Source organism: Brucella ciceri, assembly GCF_041930145.1.
GTDB lineage: Bacteria > Pseudomonadota > Alphaproteobacteria > Rhizobiales > Rhizobiaceae > Brucella > Brucella intermedia.
Genome location: NZ_JBHEEV010000001.1, coordinates 196420 through 217075, shown reverse-complemented (window position 1 = coordinate 217075; position 20656 = coordinate 196420). Strand labels below are relative to the sequence as shown.

Below are 20656 nucleotides of genomic sequence, written 5' to 3'. Positions count from 1 at the left end.
CCCCTCAGGGCATGACTGCAAGGGTCAGAAGGGCACCGGCGACGAAACCAGCCAGCACGAACATCAGCATGAACAGAAGCTTGATGTCGCCGCTGCTGCGCTTGCGTACGTCTTCCATGCGCTGTTCCAATCCGGCGACAACACCGTCCATGCGCATGATATGCACATCAAGCTCGGTCATGCGCTGATGAAGATCGGTGCGCAGGCCATCGACGGAACTGGCAATGTCCAGCAATTCCGCGGGGGCTGCATTGCCGGATGCATCAAGCGTCGGCGCGACGCGTTGCAACGAACGCTGGTTGACCTGCAACTGGCGTTGCGCGGCCATCAGCATGTCGAGCTTGTCCAGAATGCGTGTCATGGGTGCTGCGATAAGCGCTTCGGCGGCCTGTTCGTCGGGCTTCGGCACGCGCAGTTTTTGCTCGCCGCCTGCGGCGTTGGCGGCAACGACGACAAGTTCGCCTGCCCGTGCAGCGGCGAATTGCGGCAGCATCACTTCAAAAGCGTGCTTGCCATCGCCGATACCATTGCGCTTCAGGTCGGGGCGATCCTTGTCGGCCGGAGCTTCAGCGATAGGCTTGTCATCCAGCAGAACACGGATCAGAAGCCGTTCGGTTGGGACCGAAGGATCGAAGGCCCAGCCATAGAGGCGGCCTTCCTCGATGGCGTCAACGCGTCCTTTCATGGCTTCGGTCCTTTGAGGTCCGGCGGCGGCGTTGGGTGTCGCTGCCTGCTTTGCTTCCCCCTCGGTTGGAACTTTGGTCGCGATGTTCATGATTTACCTCTCATGCTGCCTCGACGCGCGCGATCCGCAATGTCCCGATCAGATCGAGATAGCGTGCTGCCGTGGCGTCGATGGTGTCCGGATGACGTGCATTCGCACTAAGCGAGTGGCGCAGATCCGGGTTTTCCGCCATTCGACGCATCGCCTGGGCGAGCGCGAGCGGATCGTTCGGCGGAACGGTGAGGCCATTGACCTCATGTTCAATCATTTCGGCCATTCCACCGATATTGCTGCATATGACGGGACGGTTCTGTCCCTGCGCTTCCTGAATGACAAGCGGAGCGTTTTCCCACCAGATCGACGGCATGATGGCGCAATCGACGGTCTGGATCAGTTGGGCGATGTCATCGCGCCGATAAGCACCCCGACGCTGGACGAAAGGATATGTCTCGGCAAAGAGGCGCTCGATTTCACTGACGAAGCTTTCGCTTTGAAATGGCGCTGCACCATGGACTCGCAGTTCGAAATCGAAGCCTTCCGATATAAGCTGCCGTGCTGCTTCCAGCAGCACTGTTGCGCCTTTCCACGGATTGAGATTGCCGAAATAGCCGAAGACCGGCTTCCCGCGCTCCACTTGCCGTGTTTCGAGGGAAGGGCGCTGCGGTTGACCATTGGGAATGACGCTGATCAACCCTTCCGCGAGGCCCCATTCCACATAGCGTTGCTTGAGGAACTCGCTGGGTGAAACGAACGCATCGACAGCGCTCAAGAGCGATTTGATATGCCGTTCGCGCAGCACGAATTTATCGAGCGCAATGTCCTTGAAACAGGCATGGCAGCGGTCGGGACTTGCACCATGGCAAAGCTCCTTGCCCGTGGTGCGGACCATTAATCCATCATGGTGGCAGATGGGATAATAGTCGTGCAAAGTCAGCAAGATACGGCAATCCGGCAAAGTGCGGCGCACAATATGGGGGAATTCGGCGCCGAGCAAAAGCAGATGGTGGAGATGCACGACGTCGGGCCGGAAGTCCTGCAGCAGTTCGACAATGTCGGGAACAATCCCGTAAAGGTCGATCTGGCTCATGTAGAAGCGGTCGAAATGACCGGACCAGAGCAGGATTTCATCGCCGCCATTGCCAATGCTCTGGAAGCTTGTTCCAGGACGGGCCTCGCGGTGCACCTTGTTGGTGGCGCCCATAAACATGGCTTCGCAACCGGCGCGCTGATAGGCACGAAACAGGTCGTGCGCAAAAATTTCCGTTCCGCCGGGATGAAGCGACGGGTGATTATGAGCCGCGATGAGGATACGTTGCGCCATCAGGCAGCACCTCGCGAAGCGATGAAAATATCCTGATAATGATCCGCCTCGATGCCGCGCCAGTGACCGAAGGATTTTGCTTCGAGCGACAGTTTTGCACCGGCAAGCGCACGGTCCAGAAAGCCATTTTCAAACCCGACTGCCGCCAGCGGCGGCAGTTCCGGCACAAACCAGCATGGTCCGCTGCCATGGCGCTCGAATGCAAGTCGCTTGTCACGTTTGCCGTGACGGTCTCGCGCGGCCACATCGTCCACGACGAATGCGGTCATGAACAATTTTCCGCCGGGAGCGAGAACGCGGGAAACCTGTTCGAGATAGGTTTTAACCTCGTCGGACGGCAGATGGGTGACTACCGACGTCATGATGACGAAGTCGAAACTCCTGTCAGCGAAAGGCAGGACGAGACTGAGCCCGTTGACCGCCCCTTTTGGATTATAGAGGTCATGGGCGATATCGATGTGGCGGAACTCGAAGTTCGGGTAGCGCGACGTGATGTTCTGGCGGCACCAGTTTACGCCACCTGTCACGGGATCAATACCTGAATAAAGGGCTTTTGCCGGGTCGAGATATTGCGTCAGCGGCACTGCCATGCGACCGATGCCGGAACCGATATCGAGCACGCGCGCGTCGGGCCGAAGGCCGCCTATGCGAATGAAATGCCCGAGAAACTCTGCGCCGACCGCGCGATAATCGCCATCGCCGACGAACACGCTGTTCGGATCGGGCGAGGGCAAGAAGCGGTTTTTCAATACCGACTGCATCAGCCAGTCGATCTGCGCATCCGGTATTGCTGGTTTGGCTTCAGGTTCTGGCTGTTTCAGCGCTACCACGTCCGTCAAGCGGCGCTCCTTTCAGATTTGGTCATGATGACATTCGACAGGTCGACAGTGCGCTCCTGTTCCTGCGGCAGAGCCATCAATTCGGTAATGTCGTCGTCCCAGCGCTGTGTATGGAGCCAGGAATTGTATTGGCTGGCGAGGCCCCGCATGTAATCCGCGCTGCGGCGGATCGAGCGGCGCTCGAAGTGGTAGAGCGCCACGGAAGGCTCGTAGAATATCTGGAAGCCAAGCTGCCTGATCTTCAAGCAAAGATCGCTGTCCTCATAGTCGCCGATGACATAGTCTTCCGTATAGCCACCGACGAGATCGAAGATATCCTTGCGCGTTATGAGACAGGCGCCGGTAACGCCCGGCACTTCACGCGGACGGAGTGCCGGTGGATAGTTACCCGGCATGCCCTTGTAATAGTGATGGTTGAGCCAGATGCCCTGACGGTCGCGGGCGAAATAAAGCCCGCCATGCTGAAGCGAGCCGTCCTCGAACAGGAGGCGAGGACCGATTGCGCCAAGCTTTGGCTGATCGAACAAAGGCTGGATCAGTTGCTGCAACCAGCCATGTTCCGCAGGCACGACGTCGGAATTCAACATGACGATGGTTGTTCCGGTCGCAATGCTGGCACCTGCATTGCAGGCCCGCGCATAGCCGCCATTGCGGTTCATGATTGCCAGCTTGAACGGCATATCGTGCAGAATGTGCAGCCCACCCAGCATGTGCTCGGTGTCGTCCTGAATTTCAGGAGAATCCAGCACGAAGATGAACTCTGCATTCTCCACCAGCCACGGGTCTGTCGCCATGGATGAAAACTGGAAACGCAGGAAATCAAGGTTGCGATAGAGCGGAATAACGATGGACGCGAGCGGGGAGGCAGGCGTCGTTCCGAATTCCTTCACCTCGGCTATGTGCACCGTTGCAGCGAGCTTCTTTTCGACTTCGGTGAGGGCCGGTCCCAAAATATGGGAGAATACGTGTGGCCTTGCCTGTTGCGGCGGCACGGATCGCAAAATGCGGTTGCGCTGCGCTGATGGCTCGAAGGGCTGCGGTGCGGGCACCAGAGGCGCGGTCGCGCCGGAAGCAAGGCGCAACTGGAAGCGTGGCTGCAGGAGAGGCCCAAGATTCTGCACCGAAGGAAGCCAGGCGACGAAACCCGTCACATCCTGCTGGGGTGCATCTTCGCGCTTGGCCACCTTGCCGGGAAATTTGTGGAAGTGCGGCTTCAGCGACAATGCGCTTCCGTTCTCCGGGAGATATTCGATATCCGCAAGCATGGCGGCGGGATCATGCATCCATCCGCCCACGATCAGCCCGCCATCGAGCGCCAGAGCGAGATCGATTTCAGCGGCCGGATGGGTGGCAGACTGTGCAATCTGGCGGACGGGCAGCGGCGTGCGCGTTTGCAAATCAATGGCGACCGCCGCACCCGCAGGGCTTAGCTTGCCGAGCTGGCGAACAAGAAATTCCCGCAATGCGCCGTTGCCCTGCCATTTGGTCCACCATTTGGCAAAATCCGTTTGTTCACTAGCGCTCGCAAGCTTGCGAACGGCGACTCCTTTCTGACCCGTGAGCACCAGCAGAAGCGATGAGGGCAGGTCTTGCGCTGCTTCCAGCAGAAGATGGCATGGCTGCCAGGCGTTGCGCGCCTGCCTGCCCACCACAAAGCGTGGTGGAACGACCATCACGCTGCCGGAAGTGATGCCATAGATAGCCGAAATCTCGCCCAGCATCGGGTCGACCGCTGTTTCAAGGAGGTGATGTCCCTGAACAGGCTCGCCGCAATGCTGGGCCTCGCGCGGTTCCGGCGTCAATGCGAAAGTCAGGTCCCGCACGAGGGATGCGAAAGTCTGGTTTCGCGAAAGCCGGAAAGTGCTGCGCCACGTGGTCAGAATATTGGTGAGAAGCTTGATATGTCCGGGGAGCGTCAGATCGCTTACGACATATTCAACATCGAAAGGGGCGAGTTCCTTGGCCGGATATACGACCGCTTGCGCCGTCGGGCCAAGAGACCCTGCCGAGAGCGAAAGTTCCGCAGGTTCACTGCCTGTACGCATGGCCCAGAACATGCGCAGGCCGCCATTTTCGAGCGGAATGCCGACGCTCAGCAAGGGGACCGGCTGAACCGGCATTTCAAATGTGCATTTGGTGGTCGTGCGAGCCGGGCCTGGAATATCCCAGATGACCACAGCCACATCGGCGCAAAGACGGCAAATGGAGAGGTTCTCGGTTTTGCTTTCAATGTCCGCCGAATGGTCGAGGTTCAATGTGTGGCCCTTTCATTCTTGCAGAAAAGTTCAGCTTGCAGGAGGTCCGGACACCCAACGGGGAAGTTGGGTGTCCGGCGAAGTCGAAACGTGCCCGGCGGGAGGATTGCCGGGCACGCTCTCAATTGTTCAATCAGTGAACAGTGAAGTACTGGTCGGGATGAGCCTGTACATCGTCTGCATTGGTGTTCACGAGGGTAACGGTGTCGCCATTGCCGAGGTCGACAACGACATTGCCACCAACCTGCGTGACACGGTCGGCAAGATCGTCTGCGGAAGAGATATCAAGACCATTGATACCCTTCTGAATCTGCAGAATGTCTTCGCCGGGATTGAAGTCGAGAATGACGTCGTTTCCGCCGCCACCATTGAACAGGAATGTATCGCTGCCATTTCCGCCGATGAGAACGTCGTTTCCGGCTCCGCCATCAAGGATGTCGTTGCCGTTCCCACCGTAGAGAATGTCATTATGTGCGCCGCCATAGAGCAAATCGGAGCCGTTGCCGCCCTGGAGAATGTCATCTCCATTGCCGCCATACAGCACGTCGCTGCCATTGCCGCCGCTCAGGACGTCATTTCCTTCATTGCCGAAGAGAATGTCGTTGCCGTTTTCGCCGAACAGGGTGTCGTTACCCGTGCCGCCGAAAAGGATGTCATTCCCGTTGCCGCCGAAGACGGTGTCGTTACCATCGCCTCCGAATACGAGATCATCACCGCCATGGGCACGGATGAAATCGTCAAAGCGGGAGCCGAACAACACGTCGTCGTAGGCGCCGCCTTCTAGAGTGGCCATCTGCTTCTCCTTGTGTTCCTGTAGGGGTTTCCACAAGCCGGAATGCTCCGACCATTATGCTCTTAGTAGTCTGCTCTGCATTATGTGGAATTGCAACATCGTCATTTGGTATAATTGCGGCATGTGTAAGTAACAAATTATTACCATTAATTTATATTGCAGTTCTGTAAACATAAGTATGAAATCTATTTGCAGTCATTATAATTTATATTTGTTTTGTGTTTACGCAGAAATTGATTCTAAATTTGAATTATCTGGCCAAGAAGAGGGGAATGTGAAAATATTTCAACAAGATGACGCCGCACATGTCATTTCATGCGCGGCGACACTTCCTTCGGGAATTTCAACCTATGATCGAGTTTTACTTTGAAATTCTCTGGATATTAATCTTCGCGGAAGGCCCGGTTCAGGCTGTCCGTGATGGGAGAAACCAGATAATCGATGGCACGACGTTCCTTGTGCACGATGATGATTTCTGCGGGCATGCCGGGATAAAGCCGGGCGGTCGGATTTGCGGCGAGCGATGCCGGAGTGATTTCGGCGCGTGCCACGAAAAATGCGGTATCGGTCTTCTCGTCAAGTGACTGATCGGCGGCGATATAGGTCAGCTTGCCATCCAACGGCGCCATTGAGCGCTGATTATAGGCGGTCAGGCGGATTTGTGCACCTGCGCCAACCGAAATGCTGTCGATATCACGTGGACTGATCTTCATTTCAACGACGAGGGGTTCGTTTTCAGGGACGATATCCATGATCGCTTCGCCGGGTGCGATGACGCCGCCCGGCGTACGCAGCCGGATGTTGGCTACAATCCCGTCTTGCGGCGAGCGGACTTCCACGCGCCGCATCACATCCTTGGCCGCGACGATACGTTCCTGCACATCGGAAAGCTCGACCTGGCTCGATGTGATTTCTCCTGCGATTTCGGATTGGAGATCGCTTTCGATTCCAGTCAGGGCAAACTCCGCGCCGGCTTTCGCCTGCTCGGCTTTCGCCTTGTCACCGGCATACTCGCCTCTGTCGCCGGCGAGCTGGCTGAGACGCGTATCGATTTCCGTAAGCTTCGATTTCTGGGCAAAACCCTTTTCGACGAGGCTGGCAATCGCCTTGCGCTGATCGCTGATGAGTTCGATTTGCCGGTCCGTCGCGGCTATCTGTGCGGTCGATGCCTTGGCTTGCTCCGTATATTGCTCGATAGTTTTCTGCTGTATGTCGATCTTGCTCAGTTTCTGGGCAAGTCGTTTCTGAAAGAAGATGTTTTCGGCGCGAATGGCATTCTGCGCGTTTTCACCGCCCTCGGCAAAGCTGGCGGGAAAGCTTATCTCCTTCTCCCCCGCCTGTTCGGCGCGCAGACGAGCGAGTTTTGCGATCAAGCCGATGCGCCTGCTTTCAAGGGACTGGAGGTCGGAACGTGCCTTTGTGTCGTCCAACCGCAGAAGCGGTTGGCCGACCTTGACGATATCGCCTTCCTGCACCAGCAGGCGATCAAGAATACCGCCTTCGAGATGGCTGATAGTCTTGCGTTTGGAATCGACGATGACCGTGCCCATTGCTACCGCCGCACTTCCAAGATTGGCAGAATAGGCCCAGGCGAAGAACCCGCCGAAAGCGACGCCGATTGTTGCTAGGCCTGCAATGATCAGCCCACGCAGGGGCGATCTTGAATCCTCGCGCTCCAGATCGAGCGCCCATTCAGGTTTGACGCTGCCAAAACGGGTAAGGGCCTGGTGATCCGACGATTCTGCGCGCGGCGCGAGCAGGCTGGAAACACGACGAGGAATAATCGATTTGCCCATCATGCGTTTGCTGCTCCCATTTGCGGGCCATTATTGGCAGGTGTCAGTGAGGCGACCACATCCGTGCGCGGCCCGAACTGCGAGATACGTCCGTTTTCGAGCACCAGGAGCTTGTCGGCGACCTGCATGATAGATGGCCGATGTGCGATCATGATGACAATGGCGCCATCGTCGCGCGCGTGTTCGACCGCCCGGATGAGCGCGCGCTCGCCGACCGCATCGAGATTCGAATTCGGTTCATCGAGAACAATCAGGCGCGGGCGGTTGTAGAGGCAGCGGGCAAGGCCGATTCTCTGGCGCTGCCCCCCGGACAAAGTCAGACGGCCGTCGCCCACCGGGGTATCGTAGCCAAGCGGCATGCGGCCGATCATTTCATGCACATCGGCCAGACGTGCGGCTTCCAGCACGCGATGCGGATCGCTGTCACCCATGCGGGCGATATTGTCCTTGATGGTTCCATCCAGCAGCGAGACGGACTGTGGGAGGTATCCCGCAATCTCACCGAAAGAACCGCGTTCCCAGAGATAGACATTGTTTCCGTCAAGGAAAACGCCGCCGGAGGTGGGTTTGACGATGCCGATCAGCAGCCGGGCAAGCGTGGATTTGCCTGCGGCAGATGGGCCGACAACCCCAAGGACTTCACCCGGCGAGATCGAAAAGGAGATGCCCTTGATGATCGGGACATCCACGCCGGGTGCGGCATAGATGAGCTTGTCGATCACGAGGTCGCCATTGGGGCGTGGCGTCGGCATGGTCTGGCGTACAGCCAGGTTTTCCGAAAGCAATGACTGGACGCGCTTCCAGCTGGCGATTGCACTGACCCACTGGCGCCAGTTTTCCACGATTCGGTCAAACGGCATCAGCAGGCGGCCGATGATGATGCTGGTCGCGATCATTGCGCCGGGCGTGATTTCCTGCTGCATGGCAAGCAGCGTGCCTATGCCGAGCGATCCGATCTGGATGATGAAACGCGCCGTGCGGGCAATCGAGGAGAGGGCACGGGCGCGGGTTCCGCCAAGATCGAGCACTTGAAGCGCCTGAACCTGCATCGTGCGCCAGCGGCGAGCGAGGGCCGGGAGCATGCCCATGGCTTCGATGACTTCGGCATGCCGCAGGCTGCTGCCGATCTTGGACACCGCTTCGATGTTCGCCTGGTTCGCCTCCTGAATGAGATTTCGGGTAAGGAGGTCGGTCAGCACACCGCATGCAATCAGGATAATGACGGCGACGAGACCGATCACGCCCAGCATGGGGTGGAGCAGGAACAGGACGCCGAGAAAGATCGGCGACCACGCGGCGTCGAGTGGAGCATTGATCGCCGGTGAGGTGAGGAAACTGCGCAACTCGTTGAGGTCGCGAAGCGTCTGAGTCGCTTTGGGCATGCCCTGATTTACGGATGCCTGCACCGCTGCCGTCAAAACCGCCAGATTCAGGCGGCGCACAAGTGCGCTGCCCATGGCCTGAAACGACAGGGAGCGGATGAATTCCAGCACCCCGAATACGAGCATGGCGCCGATGGCGAGCACGGTCAGCATGGTGAGCGTGTCCATGCTTCGGCTGTTCAGCACCCTATCATGAACCTGCAACATGTAGAGAGGTACAGTGAGTTGTAGCAAATTGATACAGGCGCTCAGCAGCACTGCATAAAGTAGTCCCGACAGGAAAACGCGGCGGGCCTTGAAAATCAGGCCTTTCGGCGTAGTTACCGAATCGTCCTGCCCCTTTTTGTGTGCAGGGCTCTTGCCAATCGAGTTGATTTCGCGAGTATCATTCATACGCTATCTGCCTTGGAATGGTCACAGGTGGCGGATATCCCTAAAAACTGTGTGCTAGTTCTCAAGATCAGTAAAGTAATACTGCAGAGAATGTGACAGAAAAAAGGTTCTTACGGCGGGGAAATGCGAAAGGAGCAAAGAAAATATAACTGCAAATTTCTTCAAAATTTGAAGTAAAATTGAAAATGGAGAGCAAGAGATGCAAAAACTTCTACACGAGGGAGTGGAAGTCGAAACATCAGTCGATGGCTTTACTGCCGTTGATTTTCCTGAAGTTACCGCCGAAAAACAGGAACGCAGACATCCGGTTCATACAGTCGTTATCACGCATTTCGAGCTGGCCCGGATGATAGAACGAGTGAACCGCCGCTTTGTAAGCTTGCTGAAAACCGAGCTGACGAAGTTAGGCGTGGAAGATATCGGTCCGGCCCAGACCCTGGTTTTGATGGCTATAGGCGATGTCGAGCTCACTGTGGGTGAACTATTGGATCGCGGGCATTATGTCGGGTCCAACATTTCCTATTATCTGAAACAGCTTACCGATGGTGGATATGTCGACCGTGTAACCTCGCAGAGAGATAAACGGTCTGCCCGTATTCGCCTGACGGACAAGGGTGAAAGGCTGTGTGCAAGCTTGCGGAATGCGAGCCGGTCCTACAACCATATCCTCACCCGCGATGATGACGATCTTCGCAATCTGGAGATTGCCTATCAGACACTGCACAGACTGGAACTCGTGTGGGGCAATGCCGCACGGTTTGGCATTTGATGTGTTGCGATTATTTTCGGCCGCCAGCCGAACACGTTTCGTAACATGCGTATAGCATTTGTGCACAGGCGCGGTTTCGGTCAGTTCGCTGCGTTAGCCGAGAATCTGGCTACGAGTGGACTTGATGTAAGCCTGATCTGCGAGACAGTGGACCGTCGCCTCCCAGCGGTCCGCGTCATTCGCCACAGAGTAGAATCTGGTCCTCGCACCGGCGGTGCGATGGCCAGATATCTGGAAGTACCCGATCATCACACGAGGATCGGGTACCGTGTGGCCGAAACCCTGGAATCCATGGCCCATCATGGTCAGGCACCCGATATCGTCGTCGGTCATATTGGCTGGGGCAGCATGATGTTCGTCAAGGACGTGCTGCCCTCAGTCCCCGCACTTGGCTATTGCGAGTTTTTCTACCGCGCCAATGGTGCCGATGTCGGTTTCGCACCGGGCGACCGGCCTGATATTGAAACCCGCAAGCGCCTGCGCCTGCGTAACATGGCGCAGTTGGTAACCCTTGAGGGTATCGACGGCGGATTCAGCCCGACGCATTGGCAAAAGAGCCTTTACCCGCGTTCCGTTCAGAACCGCATTGCCGTGGTTCACGAAGGTGTCGATACCAAACTCTTCTATCCGGATCGTCACGCAACGATCCAACTGCCGGATGGGCGGACGCTGAAGGCAGGAGAATCGCGCGTAATCACGTTTGTCGCGCGCGATCTCGAACCCTATCGCGGCTTTCCTCAAGCGCTGGAAGCAGCGGCCAAGGTCATCCGGCAGAACGATGACGCGATCTTCGTTTTTGTTGGCGGCGATGGCGTCAGCTATGGAACGCCGCCACCCGGCGGCGGTTCATGGCGCGAGCATCTCGTCCGGAATCTTGATCTGCCGCCGGATCGAATCGTGTTTCCCGGCACGATCCCGCACGCCCAGTTGCGGAAACTCTATCAGATATCGACTGCCCACATCTATCTGACTTATCCGTTTGTCCTGTCCTGGTCGGTCGTGGAAGCGATGGCATGCGGCGCGCTCATCATCGGTTCGGATACGCCTCCCGTTCGGGAGTTGATCCGCTCGGGCCAAAACGGGCTGCTTGTACCGTTTTTTGAGCCGGACGTGTTGGCGGAAGTGATCATGAACGTGCTTCGTGACCCCGATGCATGTCTCCAGATGAGAGCTGCAGCACGACGAACCGTGGAAACCCGGTTCAGGTTGTCGGATTGTTTACGGCAGCAAAAAACCTTGATCGAGGCAGTATTGAACGGACGGTAGCTGGTATGTGGCGACAATCGGGCGTGCAAGTCCTGTAACGTAAATATAAAACTCCGTGTTTCTGCGTGTTTACGCTGTTATTGTAATATATATGAACATTGTTTCAAATTTTGAATTAAACTCGTTCCAAATATTCGTAATATTATCATATAGTTGATGCTATAAGACTGTTGACAATACATAGACTGTATTTTCTCATTGCAAGTGCAGGCCGAGACTCCCAAGTCGGCCATCACACAATGGATGATTATGTTGAGCACACCACTTCCTGCGATCTCGGCGCGGAAATCCCGCCGATATGCCATTGCTTCGATGCGTGATCGTGAAGCGCTGGAAGCGACGTCTCTGGGCGAGCTGACCACCTTTGTCGAAGGAGACGGAAAACGCCTTCGTCTGGCGAATACATTTCCACTCATTGCCGTCGCCGCGTCGCAAGAGGGCGAGAACGAACTCAAAACGGTTCTGCAGCAGATTTATCGTCTGAGCACCATTCCGGAACTACCCGTTGTGCGGGTCGATGAAGCATCCCCCGAAACAGCTCCGCTGCTGGTTACGCAGTTGCTTGAGAGCAGCCTGGATCGCCTTGTCGGCCATGTCAGCAAGGTTCACACCGAGCTCGCCATGCTGCGCCGCGAGCGCGAGACCATGTTTGAGAATTATCGGGCGATTGAAGACGCATTCCACGCTCGCAACTGGGATTCTTCGACGGAGATTTTCAGTCATGCCCCTCTGGTCGATCCAAAGGACGAGGGGTTTGCGCGTCTGCTGCGCGAATCGGAGATCGAACAGCTTTTTCCGGTTTCGAGCTATGCCGTTTCCGGTTTCGCCCTCCATTTCCGCGATCTGCCGGCCAATCGCAACGGCCAGCTGATCGTAACGCTGGATTATCTGGAAAACGGTGAGGGAATTGCCGAGTGGCTGGTGCCCTACAGCGCGCTGCAGTCGGAATGGAATTTCTTCTCGCTTCCCAAGGCATGTGATGGCAGCCATCGGACGCTCCGCCTGCGCATCTCCGCCTCGGGCGGCGTGCCGCCGGAACTGTCGCTGGGCAATGTGATCGCCAACGAACGCTATGCGGCGCGTGCCCGTATTCCGCACGCCGATCTCGACATGCGCCCTCTGGCATTGAGGATTTTCACCGGCTTGCCGGGTGTGCGCCCGGCATCGTTGCCGAACGCCATCGTGCCGACTGCGTTGATCAATGGCCGAAAGGTTGACGACTACCGTCTGCCGGTCGAATTACTGCGCAACGTGGCCAACGTGTCCGTTACGTCCATTACTCCCGATTTTCCGACTGTGCGTTTTCTGGAACATGAGGATGCCATCGGCTGTCATCCGCTCGAGGAGGGCGTCACTGCGGCTGCCATTCGCCGTGTGGTTGCTCCGGGTACGGTCCGCGTCTCCGCGCGGGCTGTGATTGACCATCCAGAGGGCAAACCCTGTGCCGTCGGTCTGTTGCTGGTCAATCTGGCATCAGACGTGAAGGAGGAAATCGACGCGATTTCCAATCTTGATCGGCGACGTCAGCAGGTTTTGTTCAGCGGTTGGTCGGAGGTCGCGCCCAATCGCCCGATCGATATCAATTTCATGCTTGAGGGACCGGTCGACCGGACGATGGATCTCGTTGTGCTGAGCAAGGCCGCAGCGGATTCCGTCGATTTTTCCTGGCTCAAGGTCTTCAACTTCCGGCTGGTCAAGCACATTGAGGCCCGGCCCGCTCAGGAATTAGCCAAAGAGGCCGCGAATGTACGATAGGTCCAAGGATTTGATCGTCGTTGCCATGCCGCTTTACGGCCACGCGGCGCTGGCGCTTGAAGCACTGGAAACCATTCTTGCATCAGAAACGGTTTTCCGTACCCAGATCGTGGTGTCGGTAGATGGCGATCCGCGCCGCGAAGTGTTCGACAGCCTGACGCTCTACGCTGCGGCGCATTCCAACATCCATATCATCTTTGGCGAAAACGCCGGCCCGGGTGGCGCACGAAATCGCGCTGTCGACTATATTCTTGAAGAAATGCCTGACGTGAAGGCTGTATATTTTGTCGATGCAGACAACCGCGTGCAGCCGCACACCATCGACACGCTCTATCGTCAGCTGCTGGCGTCGAACGCCGGATGGGTCTACACCAATATCGACACTTTCTCCGTCAATTGGCGCGCACACTATGGCAACAGCTATTCGCGCCTGATCCACTGCATCACTGACAATATCTGCGATACGGGGTCGATGATTTCTGCGGATGTTTTCCGTAGCGGTGTCCGTTTTGATGATGATCGCCAGAATGGTTTTGAAGACTGGGAGTTCTGGCTTTCGGCGATCGAGGCGGGGTTTGTCGGGACGCCATGCCACGATACCGGCTTTGAATATCGCCTGCGTGCGGAAAGCCGTTTCAAGGAAGCCAATCGCGACCGCTCCGGCTCGATCAGCTTTCTGCGCAAGCGGCACAAGGCGCTGTTTCGCCGTCCGACGCTCGTAGGTTTCGAGCATGAGGAATGCCCGCGTTATGGCGTGATCCGCGCGGGCGAGGGGACGGTCAGCCTTTTCACCGATCTCAGCCTTGGCACTGCCGATCTCAAGTTCGATGATGCGATCCGTGCCTTCTGGGGCAGTGTGTCCGAGCCGGATAATTTCCATTTCCCGCCATTTCTTGCCTCGTCCAACACAGAGACGCTGAAACTTCTGGCGCGTTCGCGACTGTTGCCGAATATCCTGTCGCGGCTTGAGAAGCTGGCGGAACAGGCCAACATCGTCTTTGTGGAACTCACCAATGTCGAGGACGAGCGGCGCATCGACACCGAAATCATGCCGTCGGGTACGCGGCAGCCACATGCCGACCTGATTTTCGTTTCGACCCGGCTCATAAAGGAAATCATTGAAAACGATGCGCTCGATTGGTTCGCTTCGTTGGGTACGCAGCAACTATGGCCTACCTCGGCGCGCATGAAGGTGCGCTTTCCGTTCCCGCGTGTTCGCCAGCGCCGCGCGCTCTCACGGCCAGAACAATCAATGCTCAATCTGGTGACGTCGATTGCAACAAGCCCGCTGAAGCAGAGTGCGGCCACACGCTGGACGTGGCGTCCGCGCCGTCTACCGGCTCTTTCCGAAATGTATCAGGTGCTGCGCAATGAACTTGGCGGCGGACCAGTTTTGCCGCTTGCGCATAACCCCGCAAGGAAAAAGACCGCTGCCGTTCTGGTGCCGAATGCTTCTTTCGGCGGGGCGGAAAAGGTCGCTTATGCCGCCGGGCGGGAGCTGAAGAACCAGGGGTTTGAAACCCATCTCTTCGTCCTCGGCAATGAGCGGATGGACGTGCTCGATGAGTTCGACCAGTCCTTCGACTACCTGCATTTCTGGAAGGATGGCATTCCCGCCTGGGGTGACACAAACCGCTTCCTCGGTCAGGACTTTATCACCGAAGATCATCCGCTCGACTGGAGTATCCTGCGCGGCCAGCTTTCCGGTTTCGATCTTGTCGTGAACAACCACGTCATGGCCGCTCATCCCCTGATGGGTAAGCTTCGCTCGGAAGGCACCCGCACCGCCTGCTATCTGCATGTGGTGGACGAGACGGTCTTCCGCCGTCAGGCAGGCCAACCCTATGCGGCGATCGCCTTCGAACATGCCTATGACGCTTTTCTCACGTGTTCGGATCAATTGAAAATTTATCTGCACAGCTTTGGCGTACCGTATGAAAAAGTGTTTTCGGTGCCAAACGGGGCCAGTTTTTCAATCGATACAAAACAGCGGGCGCAAGTCACCGCCGCGCGCAAGCAGGGGCGCAAGGGCGAGCCCATGCGTATCCTTTACATGGGACGCCTCGACCGCCAGAAGGGTATCGACCGTTTGCATGATGCAATCGTCAAGCTGAAAGAGCAGGGCATTCCTTTTGAAGCGCAGGCCATCGGCGGAGAAATTCTCTCCGACGATCCGAGCGCATCGTGGATGACACGTTTGAAGGATGCGGGCGTGAAAGTCTCGCCGCCGGTTTTCGACGGCAAGGACATTGCCAACCATCTGGCCTGGGCCGATGTTCTCCTGATGCCGTCGCGCTGGGAAGGCGCGCCGCTGATGATCGCCGAAGCGCAGCAGCTTGGCTGCGTGCCGGTCGCCACGGCGGTCGGCGCCGTCGATGAGCTTGTCAATCACGGACGCGATGGCATTCTCATCCGCAATGGCAACGATGCGCAGATCGTCTCAGACATGACACGCATTCTGACGATCCTTGCACAAGATCGCGAAGCCTTGATGCGGACCGCCGAAGGCGCTCTCGCTTCCGCAGCACATCGCACATGGAGCTCGGCGTTCTCCGACTTTACCGATTGGGCGAACGAAATAAGCCCCGTTTATCCGAAATCCCGGTTCTCCCAGCCGGATGTTGCAGACGATGCCAGCGCGACCGCCGTTCTCCCCGGCCGTGCAGTTGCCTGATTATACCAGAAAGGTCGACCTATGAGCCGCCCAACCAACCCAAGAATCCTCGTCACGGGCATTCCGAGCCATCTCACTCGCCTCATCCAGCGTGCGGATAAGGCGCAGGTCTATTATTCGGAAAAGCAGCGGGATTCCGAAGCCCGCGATAATTTTATCCAGGAGCTGAAGAATATCAGCAATACCGGCAATTATCTGATCGGCGAAGGTGCGATGACAGCGCTTTTGCCGTCTGCCAGGCACATTCCGTTCTGGCACCTCTACAATTGCGTGAACAACGGAACGGGGCTTGAGGAGGTCAACAAGGAGTTTGATATCTGCGTCTTCACCTGCGCAAACCTTCTCCGCAAGGGCTTGTCGGCGGATGCAGAAGCGCTTGTTCTGTCGAAACTGGATATGCCCGTCGTGATGCTCGGCATCGGCATCCAGAACCGCCCCGATATTGAAGGCGAGGACGGCCTGCCAGCGGGTACGAAGAAGCTTTTGGAAGTGCTGAAAAGCCGCGAACACTATTTTCTCACGCGGGGCGAAAATGCAGCCGGCTATCTCCGCGATCAGGGCTTTTCCTATGTCCGCCCGGTCGGTTGTCCGTCGCTTTATTTCCGTCCGGACAATATGCGCAAAGCGATCAGTCGCCTGCCAGAGGTGAAGGTGGGTGAGGGCCGTACCGTCTTCACCGGCTATATGGGAGCGGAACTCGAAACCATCGGCGATATGAACGCGCTCGGTTCGGATGACGGGCGTTCAGCTTACGTGGTTCAGGATGAGCTCTTGCATTTCGACATGCAGCTTGAATCGGATGCGAATGGCCGCGCCTATGACTCCACCACGGGCGAACTTGTCGGCCCGTTGACCTATAAGGGCTCGGGCGATCTGAAAAAGAAGGTGAGTGTTCACGCCTTCCTCGATACCAATCAATGGCGCGCCTGGTGCTCGACCATGGACTTTTCTTTCGGTCGCCGTTTCCACGGCAATATCATCTCCATGCAGGCGGGCGTGCCGAGCCTGATGGTCGCTGTCGATGACCGTATGCGCGAGATGCTGAATTTCTCCGGCCTGCCGAAGATCGATGCCCGCGATCTCAACGCGGCCAACGACAGGCGGGCTTTCGTCAGCGACCACATCGCTTCGATGAACATTCCCGAAGTCATCGAAACTTACTCGGCGCGAGAACGCAATTTCCGGAGCGTGCTTTCAGAAATCGGCATCGGCTGATCTCAGGCACTCTTCACCAGTTTCCTTAATTCCAGCGAAGATGGATCACCATGCGCATAATGATCACCGGCATCCCGTCATATCTGATGCGGACCGTCGAAAGCGTTTCCGGGGCAAAAGTGAAGCATCGCCCCTATTTCGAGCCCATCCGCACCAAGAAGGATGTGATCGATCAGGTCAAGAAGATTGCCAATACGGGCAATTATCTCATAGGTGAGGGCGCGGCCAACGCAGTGCGCGGCCACGATGTGACCTACGTTCCGTTCTGGCATCTGGCCAACAGCCTCAATTCGCCGGACACCTATGCAGAACTCAATGAGAATTTCGACCTGTGCCTGTTTGCCTCCGCCAATCTTTTGCGACCCGGCTATGCAGCTACGACGGAATCCTTCGTCTTTGAAAAGCTGAACATGCCAATCGTGGTCATGGGCATCGGCATTCAAAAGAAGGAAAACCTGAAGGCGGAGTTGCCCGAAGGCACGCGTCGGTTCCTCGAAATTCTGCGCCGCAAGGAAAGCTTCTTCCTCACGCGCGGGCATTTCACCGAGGAGTTTCTGAAAGATGCGGGCATGAAATATGTCCGCCCGACCGGCTGTCCGTCGCTTTATTATGCGCCGGACCAGATGAAACGCTCGCTGAGCCGCCTCGCCGATCCAACGCTTGCCGATGCGCAGAAAATCTCCTTTGGCGGTTATCTCGGCAGCGTTGCCGATACGATTGTGGACGCCCACGCGCTGCTCGAAAAGGATAGCGTTGCAAGCTATGTCATTCAGGACGAGGTGATCGTCTACAACATGAACATGGCAAGCGAAGACCATGCCGAAGCCTATGATCAGGCGGCAAGCCGCATCACTGCGCCCGTCGATTACAAGCATATGGAAAAATGGCAGCGCAAGAACGAGCTGCTGGTGTTCTTCGACACGCACAAATGGCGCAGTTGGATCTCCAGCCAGGATTTCGGACTGAGCCGTAGATTCCATGGCACGATCATCGGCATGCAGTCGGGTATTCCGGGCCTGATGATCGCAGTCGACGACCGTATGCGCGAGATGCTGGGCTTTGTCGGTTTTCCGCATATCGAAGCGAGCGTCTGGAACCGCGAGCCGCAGAAGAAAGCCTACCTGCGCGACTTCCTTTCCAAGATCGACGTGCCTGCGGCCATCAACCGTTATTCGGAATGCGAGGCCAACTTTAACGGCGCGCTGAAAGATATCGGTATCCGATGATGAAACTTCGCGAGAGCATCGGGGGCAGAAAAGGGGTAATGGCGGCTTTCTTGGCCGCTGTTCTACTCGCGGTTGCGCCCGACGGTGCTCTTGCGGATACGCGCTTTGGCGTCAACCGGGTGAATATGGCCTGGCTCAAGCCCGCCGAGCGCGAGCAGATATTCGATCAGATGGTGGAAAACGGGGTAGTGGCGGTTCGGCTGTCGCTCACCCGACCGCTCGATCAAAGCATCGATGCCGCACGCCTTGCCCACGAGAAGGGTCTGGCGGTCCTGCTCGAAATCTCGCTCAACAATGCGGATTTTTATCCGGATGGAACAAAACCCCGGCCGGGGCGCGGGCGTATATGGGACATGTATCGGCTTTCCGACATATCTCCTGAGCGGTTCCGGAACGCGATGGCGGATGCCTTGCAGAAGATCGATGCGCTGGGGGTGCCTCTTGTGGCGGTTGAACCCGGAAACGAGATCAACTGGGGCGCCTATAATGGCGACCTTGCCATTCTGCCCAAGGAGAAGATGAAGACCGCGCGGTCTTTGGCCGAGATGGAGGAGCTTCCTCTGGTCGAAAGGGGGGCGGAAAAATACGTCGAACTTTTGCGCATCGTGCGGGCGGAATTGGCGAAAACCAGGCACAGCGCAAAGGCAAAAGTCATATCTGCTGGCCTGTCCGATATCCCTTTCATCGATGCGGACCGGCGCGGGATAGACACTGTCGAATCTGCGGCCTTTACCGATCTTTTGAAGAAATATGGTCTGGACGACGTTGCTGACGGCTATGGTATTCATATCTATCCCGGCAGCAGCGGGACGCGCGCTGCTCGGGCAAAACACATCAACAATGCGCTTTCTTTTTGCGGTGGTGTGGACGGCAAGCCTTGCTGGATCACGGAATGGGGTTTTGCCAATACTTCAAAAGCCTGTCCTGCCAATGACAATAATCGCGAGCAACTGGTCGAAAAGACGCGCGACCGCTTTCGACAGATGATGGATAGCGGCCAGATCGCCGCTGCTTATTATTTTGATTGGGATGCAAGCACTTACGGTGTGTGGCGTTGCGGTGCGCTGACGCCAGCCGGTAAAGCTGCAACGGTGACGAAATGAAACTCAAGACTGTAATTATCGGCGGTTCGAACACCGTCATGCTTCCCGGCTATCTGCCCACTCTTCTGTCGACGATGGCACGGCGCGGTGTGGAACTTGATATTGTTGCCGATCTTGCGGTGGGGGGCACGACGAGTGCGCTGGGCCTTTATCAACTCAAGCAGTTCGAACAACTCGAAGATTGCGAACTGCTGTTGATTGAATATGCAATCAACGATGCCTTTGTATATGGCGATGAGCGGCGGCCATTCCGCCATTGGGCCCGGTTTTACGAAGGGATCATTCGCTACGCGCTTGACCGAAATCCGAATTTGCGAATTGCAACGCTTGTATTTGGCGCTCGCAATGGCTCGTTTCTGAATTCAGTTCCGTCGATCGACGCGGGCATCAATTATATTTCGCAATGGTATGGAACGATCTCGGTCGATGTGTCCCGAATGCTGATGCAGCAATATGGCCGCGATGTCGTGGGCAATCCGGCGTTCTATCTCGATCAGGGCCATTACGCGCGACCGGTTTCGACGACTATCGTTGCGAATTTGATTGCGGATGTTCTTGAACCGGCCCTTTCTGTTCCGCATCGCGCAAAAGCACTGCCATTCGCTATTGATCCAGACCATTTCGCGAATGCGCGCGCCTTGAGCGGCGAACAATTGTGCAAGCGGCTGGGGCGTGTTCCTGTTCAATACAGCAATCGCCGTTTCTCGATCTCGGCGCTCGATCTTGGCGGGGATAAAATGCGCTTCGAGGTTGAGGGCGGACAGCTGCTTGCGTTGGGTTACGTCTGCGATCCCCGCATTCCGCCGCTTGACGTGGTGACGGGCGGGGAGGTTCATCGTGCTGCAATGATGAAGGGAGGCGTGCGCGACGGAACCTACAAATTCCTCGTTTCGATGCTGAGCTTCGAGTTTCTTTACGGCGCGAAACTGCTGGAAGCACGGGGAAATGTTGCGCTCACCCTGTCGGGTGCTGAAGAGGGCGTGGAACATAAGCTGCATGTTCCGAAAGACAGCACGCATCATGAGGAACTGCCCGAGCAACCGGTACTTCCGATCACCGGCATCCTGTTTTCCGGCAATTTAAAAGTCATGTCGCTTGAGAAGCAGGCTCCCGAGAACCCAGTGCTATCAGAAGCCGCCCAGTAG

At 56.8% G+C, this 20656-nt stretch carries 15 protein-coding genes; 8 read left to right on the top strand and 7 right to left on the bottom strand.

Annotated elements, in window-relative coordinates:
- Positions 1 to 4: 4 nt before the first annotated feature.
- The 7 genes from JNC63_RS00930 to JNC63_RS00900 all read right to left on the bottom strand — a co-directional run bounded on the left by JNC63_RS00930 (position 5) and on the right by JNC63_RS00900 (position 9503).
- Positions 5 to 775, bottom strand: coding sequence for a hypothetical protein (locus JNC63_RS00930; RefSeq protein ID WP_006468687.1), 771 nt, complete (start codon positions 773 to 775; stop codon positions 5 to 7).
- Positions 776 to 785: 10 nt separating this feature from the next.
- Positions 786 to 2045 (bottom strand): glycosyltransferase family 4 protein, encoded by a 1260-nt coding sequence (locus JNC63_RS00925; RefSeq protein WP_075041478.1) that lies wholly within the window; start codon positions 2043 to 2045, stop codon positions 786 to 788.
- A complete protein-coding gene (locus tag JNC63_RS00920) occupies positions 2045 to 2884 on the bottom strand; it encodes a class I SAM-dependent methyltransferase (protein ID WP_021585675.1) in 840 nt (279 codons plus the stop codon). Before JNC63_RS00920 ends, JNC63_RS00925 begins: the two co-directional genes overlap by 1 nt.
- Complete coding sequence (locus tag JNC63_RS00915) at positions 2881 to 5139, bottom strand: glycosyltransferase family 2 protein (protein WP_021585674.1); 2259 nt, start codon at positions 5137 to 5139, stop codon at positions 2881 to 2883. Before JNC63_RS00915 ends, JNC63_RS00920 begins: the two co-directional genes overlap by 4 nt.
- A gap of 133 nt (positions 5140 to 5272) precedes the next feature.
- Positions 5273 to 5932: a calcium-binding protein gene (locus tag JNC63_RS00910; protein ID WP_006470323.1), complete on the bottom strand. Its 660-nt coding sequence runs from the start codon at positions 5930 to 5932 to the stop codon at positions 5273 to 5275.
- A 383-nt stretch (positions 5933 to 6315) separates the two neighbouring features.
- Complete coding sequence (locus JNC63_RS00905; protein ID WP_025092027.1) at positions 6316 to 7731, bottom strand: HlyD family type I secretion periplasmic adaptor subunit; 1416 nt, start codon at positions 7729 to 7731, stop codon at positions 6316 to 6318.
- Positions 7728 to 9503 carry a type I secretion system permease/ATPase gene (locus tag JNC63_RS00900; RefSeq protein WP_075041477.1) on the bottom strand — a complete coding sequence of 592 codons (1776 nt, stop codon included), beginning with the start codon at positions 9501 to 9503 and terminating at the stop codon, positions 7728 to 7730. Before JNC63_RS00900 ends, JNC63_RS00905 begins: the two co-directional genes overlap by 4 nt.
- 199 nt (positions 9504 to 9702) lie before the next feature.
- On the opposite strand from JNC63_RS00900, the gene JNC63_RS00895 reads away from it, so the two are divergent.
- From JNC63_RS00895 to JNC63_RS00860, 8 genes are all read left to right on the top strand, one after another.
- The gene (locus JNC63_RS00895; RefSeq protein WP_006468694.1) at positions 9703 to 10272 is read left to right on the top strand and encodes a MarR family transcriptional regulator; all 570 of its coding nucleotides are present in this window, start codon (positions 9703 to 9705) and stop codon (positions 10270 to 10272) included.
- 45 nt (positions 10273 to 10317) lie between these two features.
- Entirely contained in the window at positions 10318 to 11538 is a 1221-nt protein-coding gene (locus JNC63_RS00890) for a glycosyltransferase family 4 protein (RefSeq protein WP_075041476.1), read from the top strand.
- A gap of 249 nt (positions 11539 to 11787) precedes the next feature.
- Positions 11788 to 13293, top strand: a complete 1506-nt coding sequence (locus tag JNC63_RS00885) for a DUF6212 domain-containing protein (RefSeq protein ID WP_075041475.1) — start codon at positions 11788 to 11790, stop codon at positions 13291 to 13293.
- Positions 13283 to 15967, top strand: a complete 2685-nt coding sequence (locus tag JNC63_RS00880; RefSeq protein WP_021585669.1) for a glycosyltransferase — start codon at positions 13283 to 13285, stop codon at positions 15965 to 15967. Before JNC63_RS00885 ends, JNC63_RS00880 begins: the two co-directional genes overlap by 11 nt.
- Positions 15968 to 15988: 21 nt before the next feature.
- A complete protein-coding gene (locus JNC63_RS00875; protein WP_063620446.1) occupies positions 15989 to 17182 on the top strand; it encodes a polysaccharide pyruvyl transferase family protein in 1194 nt (397 codons plus the stop codon).
- Between the two features lie 50 nt (positions 17183 to 17232).
- Positions 17233 to 18408 (top strand): polysaccharide pyruvyl transferase family protein, encoded by a 1176-nt coding sequence (locus tag JNC63_RS00870; protein WP_021585667.1) that lies wholly within the window; start codon positions 17233 to 17235, stop codon positions 18406 to 18408.
- Entirely contained in the window at positions 18405 to 19511 is a 1107-nt protein-coding gene (locus tag JNC63_RS00865) for a hypothetical protein (protein WP_021585666.1), read from the top strand. The genes JNC63_RS00870 and JNC63_RS00865 overlap by 4 nt, the downstream gene beginning before the upstream one ends.
- The gene (locus JNC63_RS00860) at positions 19508 to 20656 is read left to right on the top strand and encodes an SGNH/GDSL hydrolase family protein (protein ID WP_021585665.1); all 1149 of its coding nucleotides are present in this window, start codon (positions 19508 to 19510) and stop codon (positions 20654 to 20656) included. Before JNC63_RS00865 ends, JNC63_RS00860 begins: the two co-directional genes overlap by 4 nt.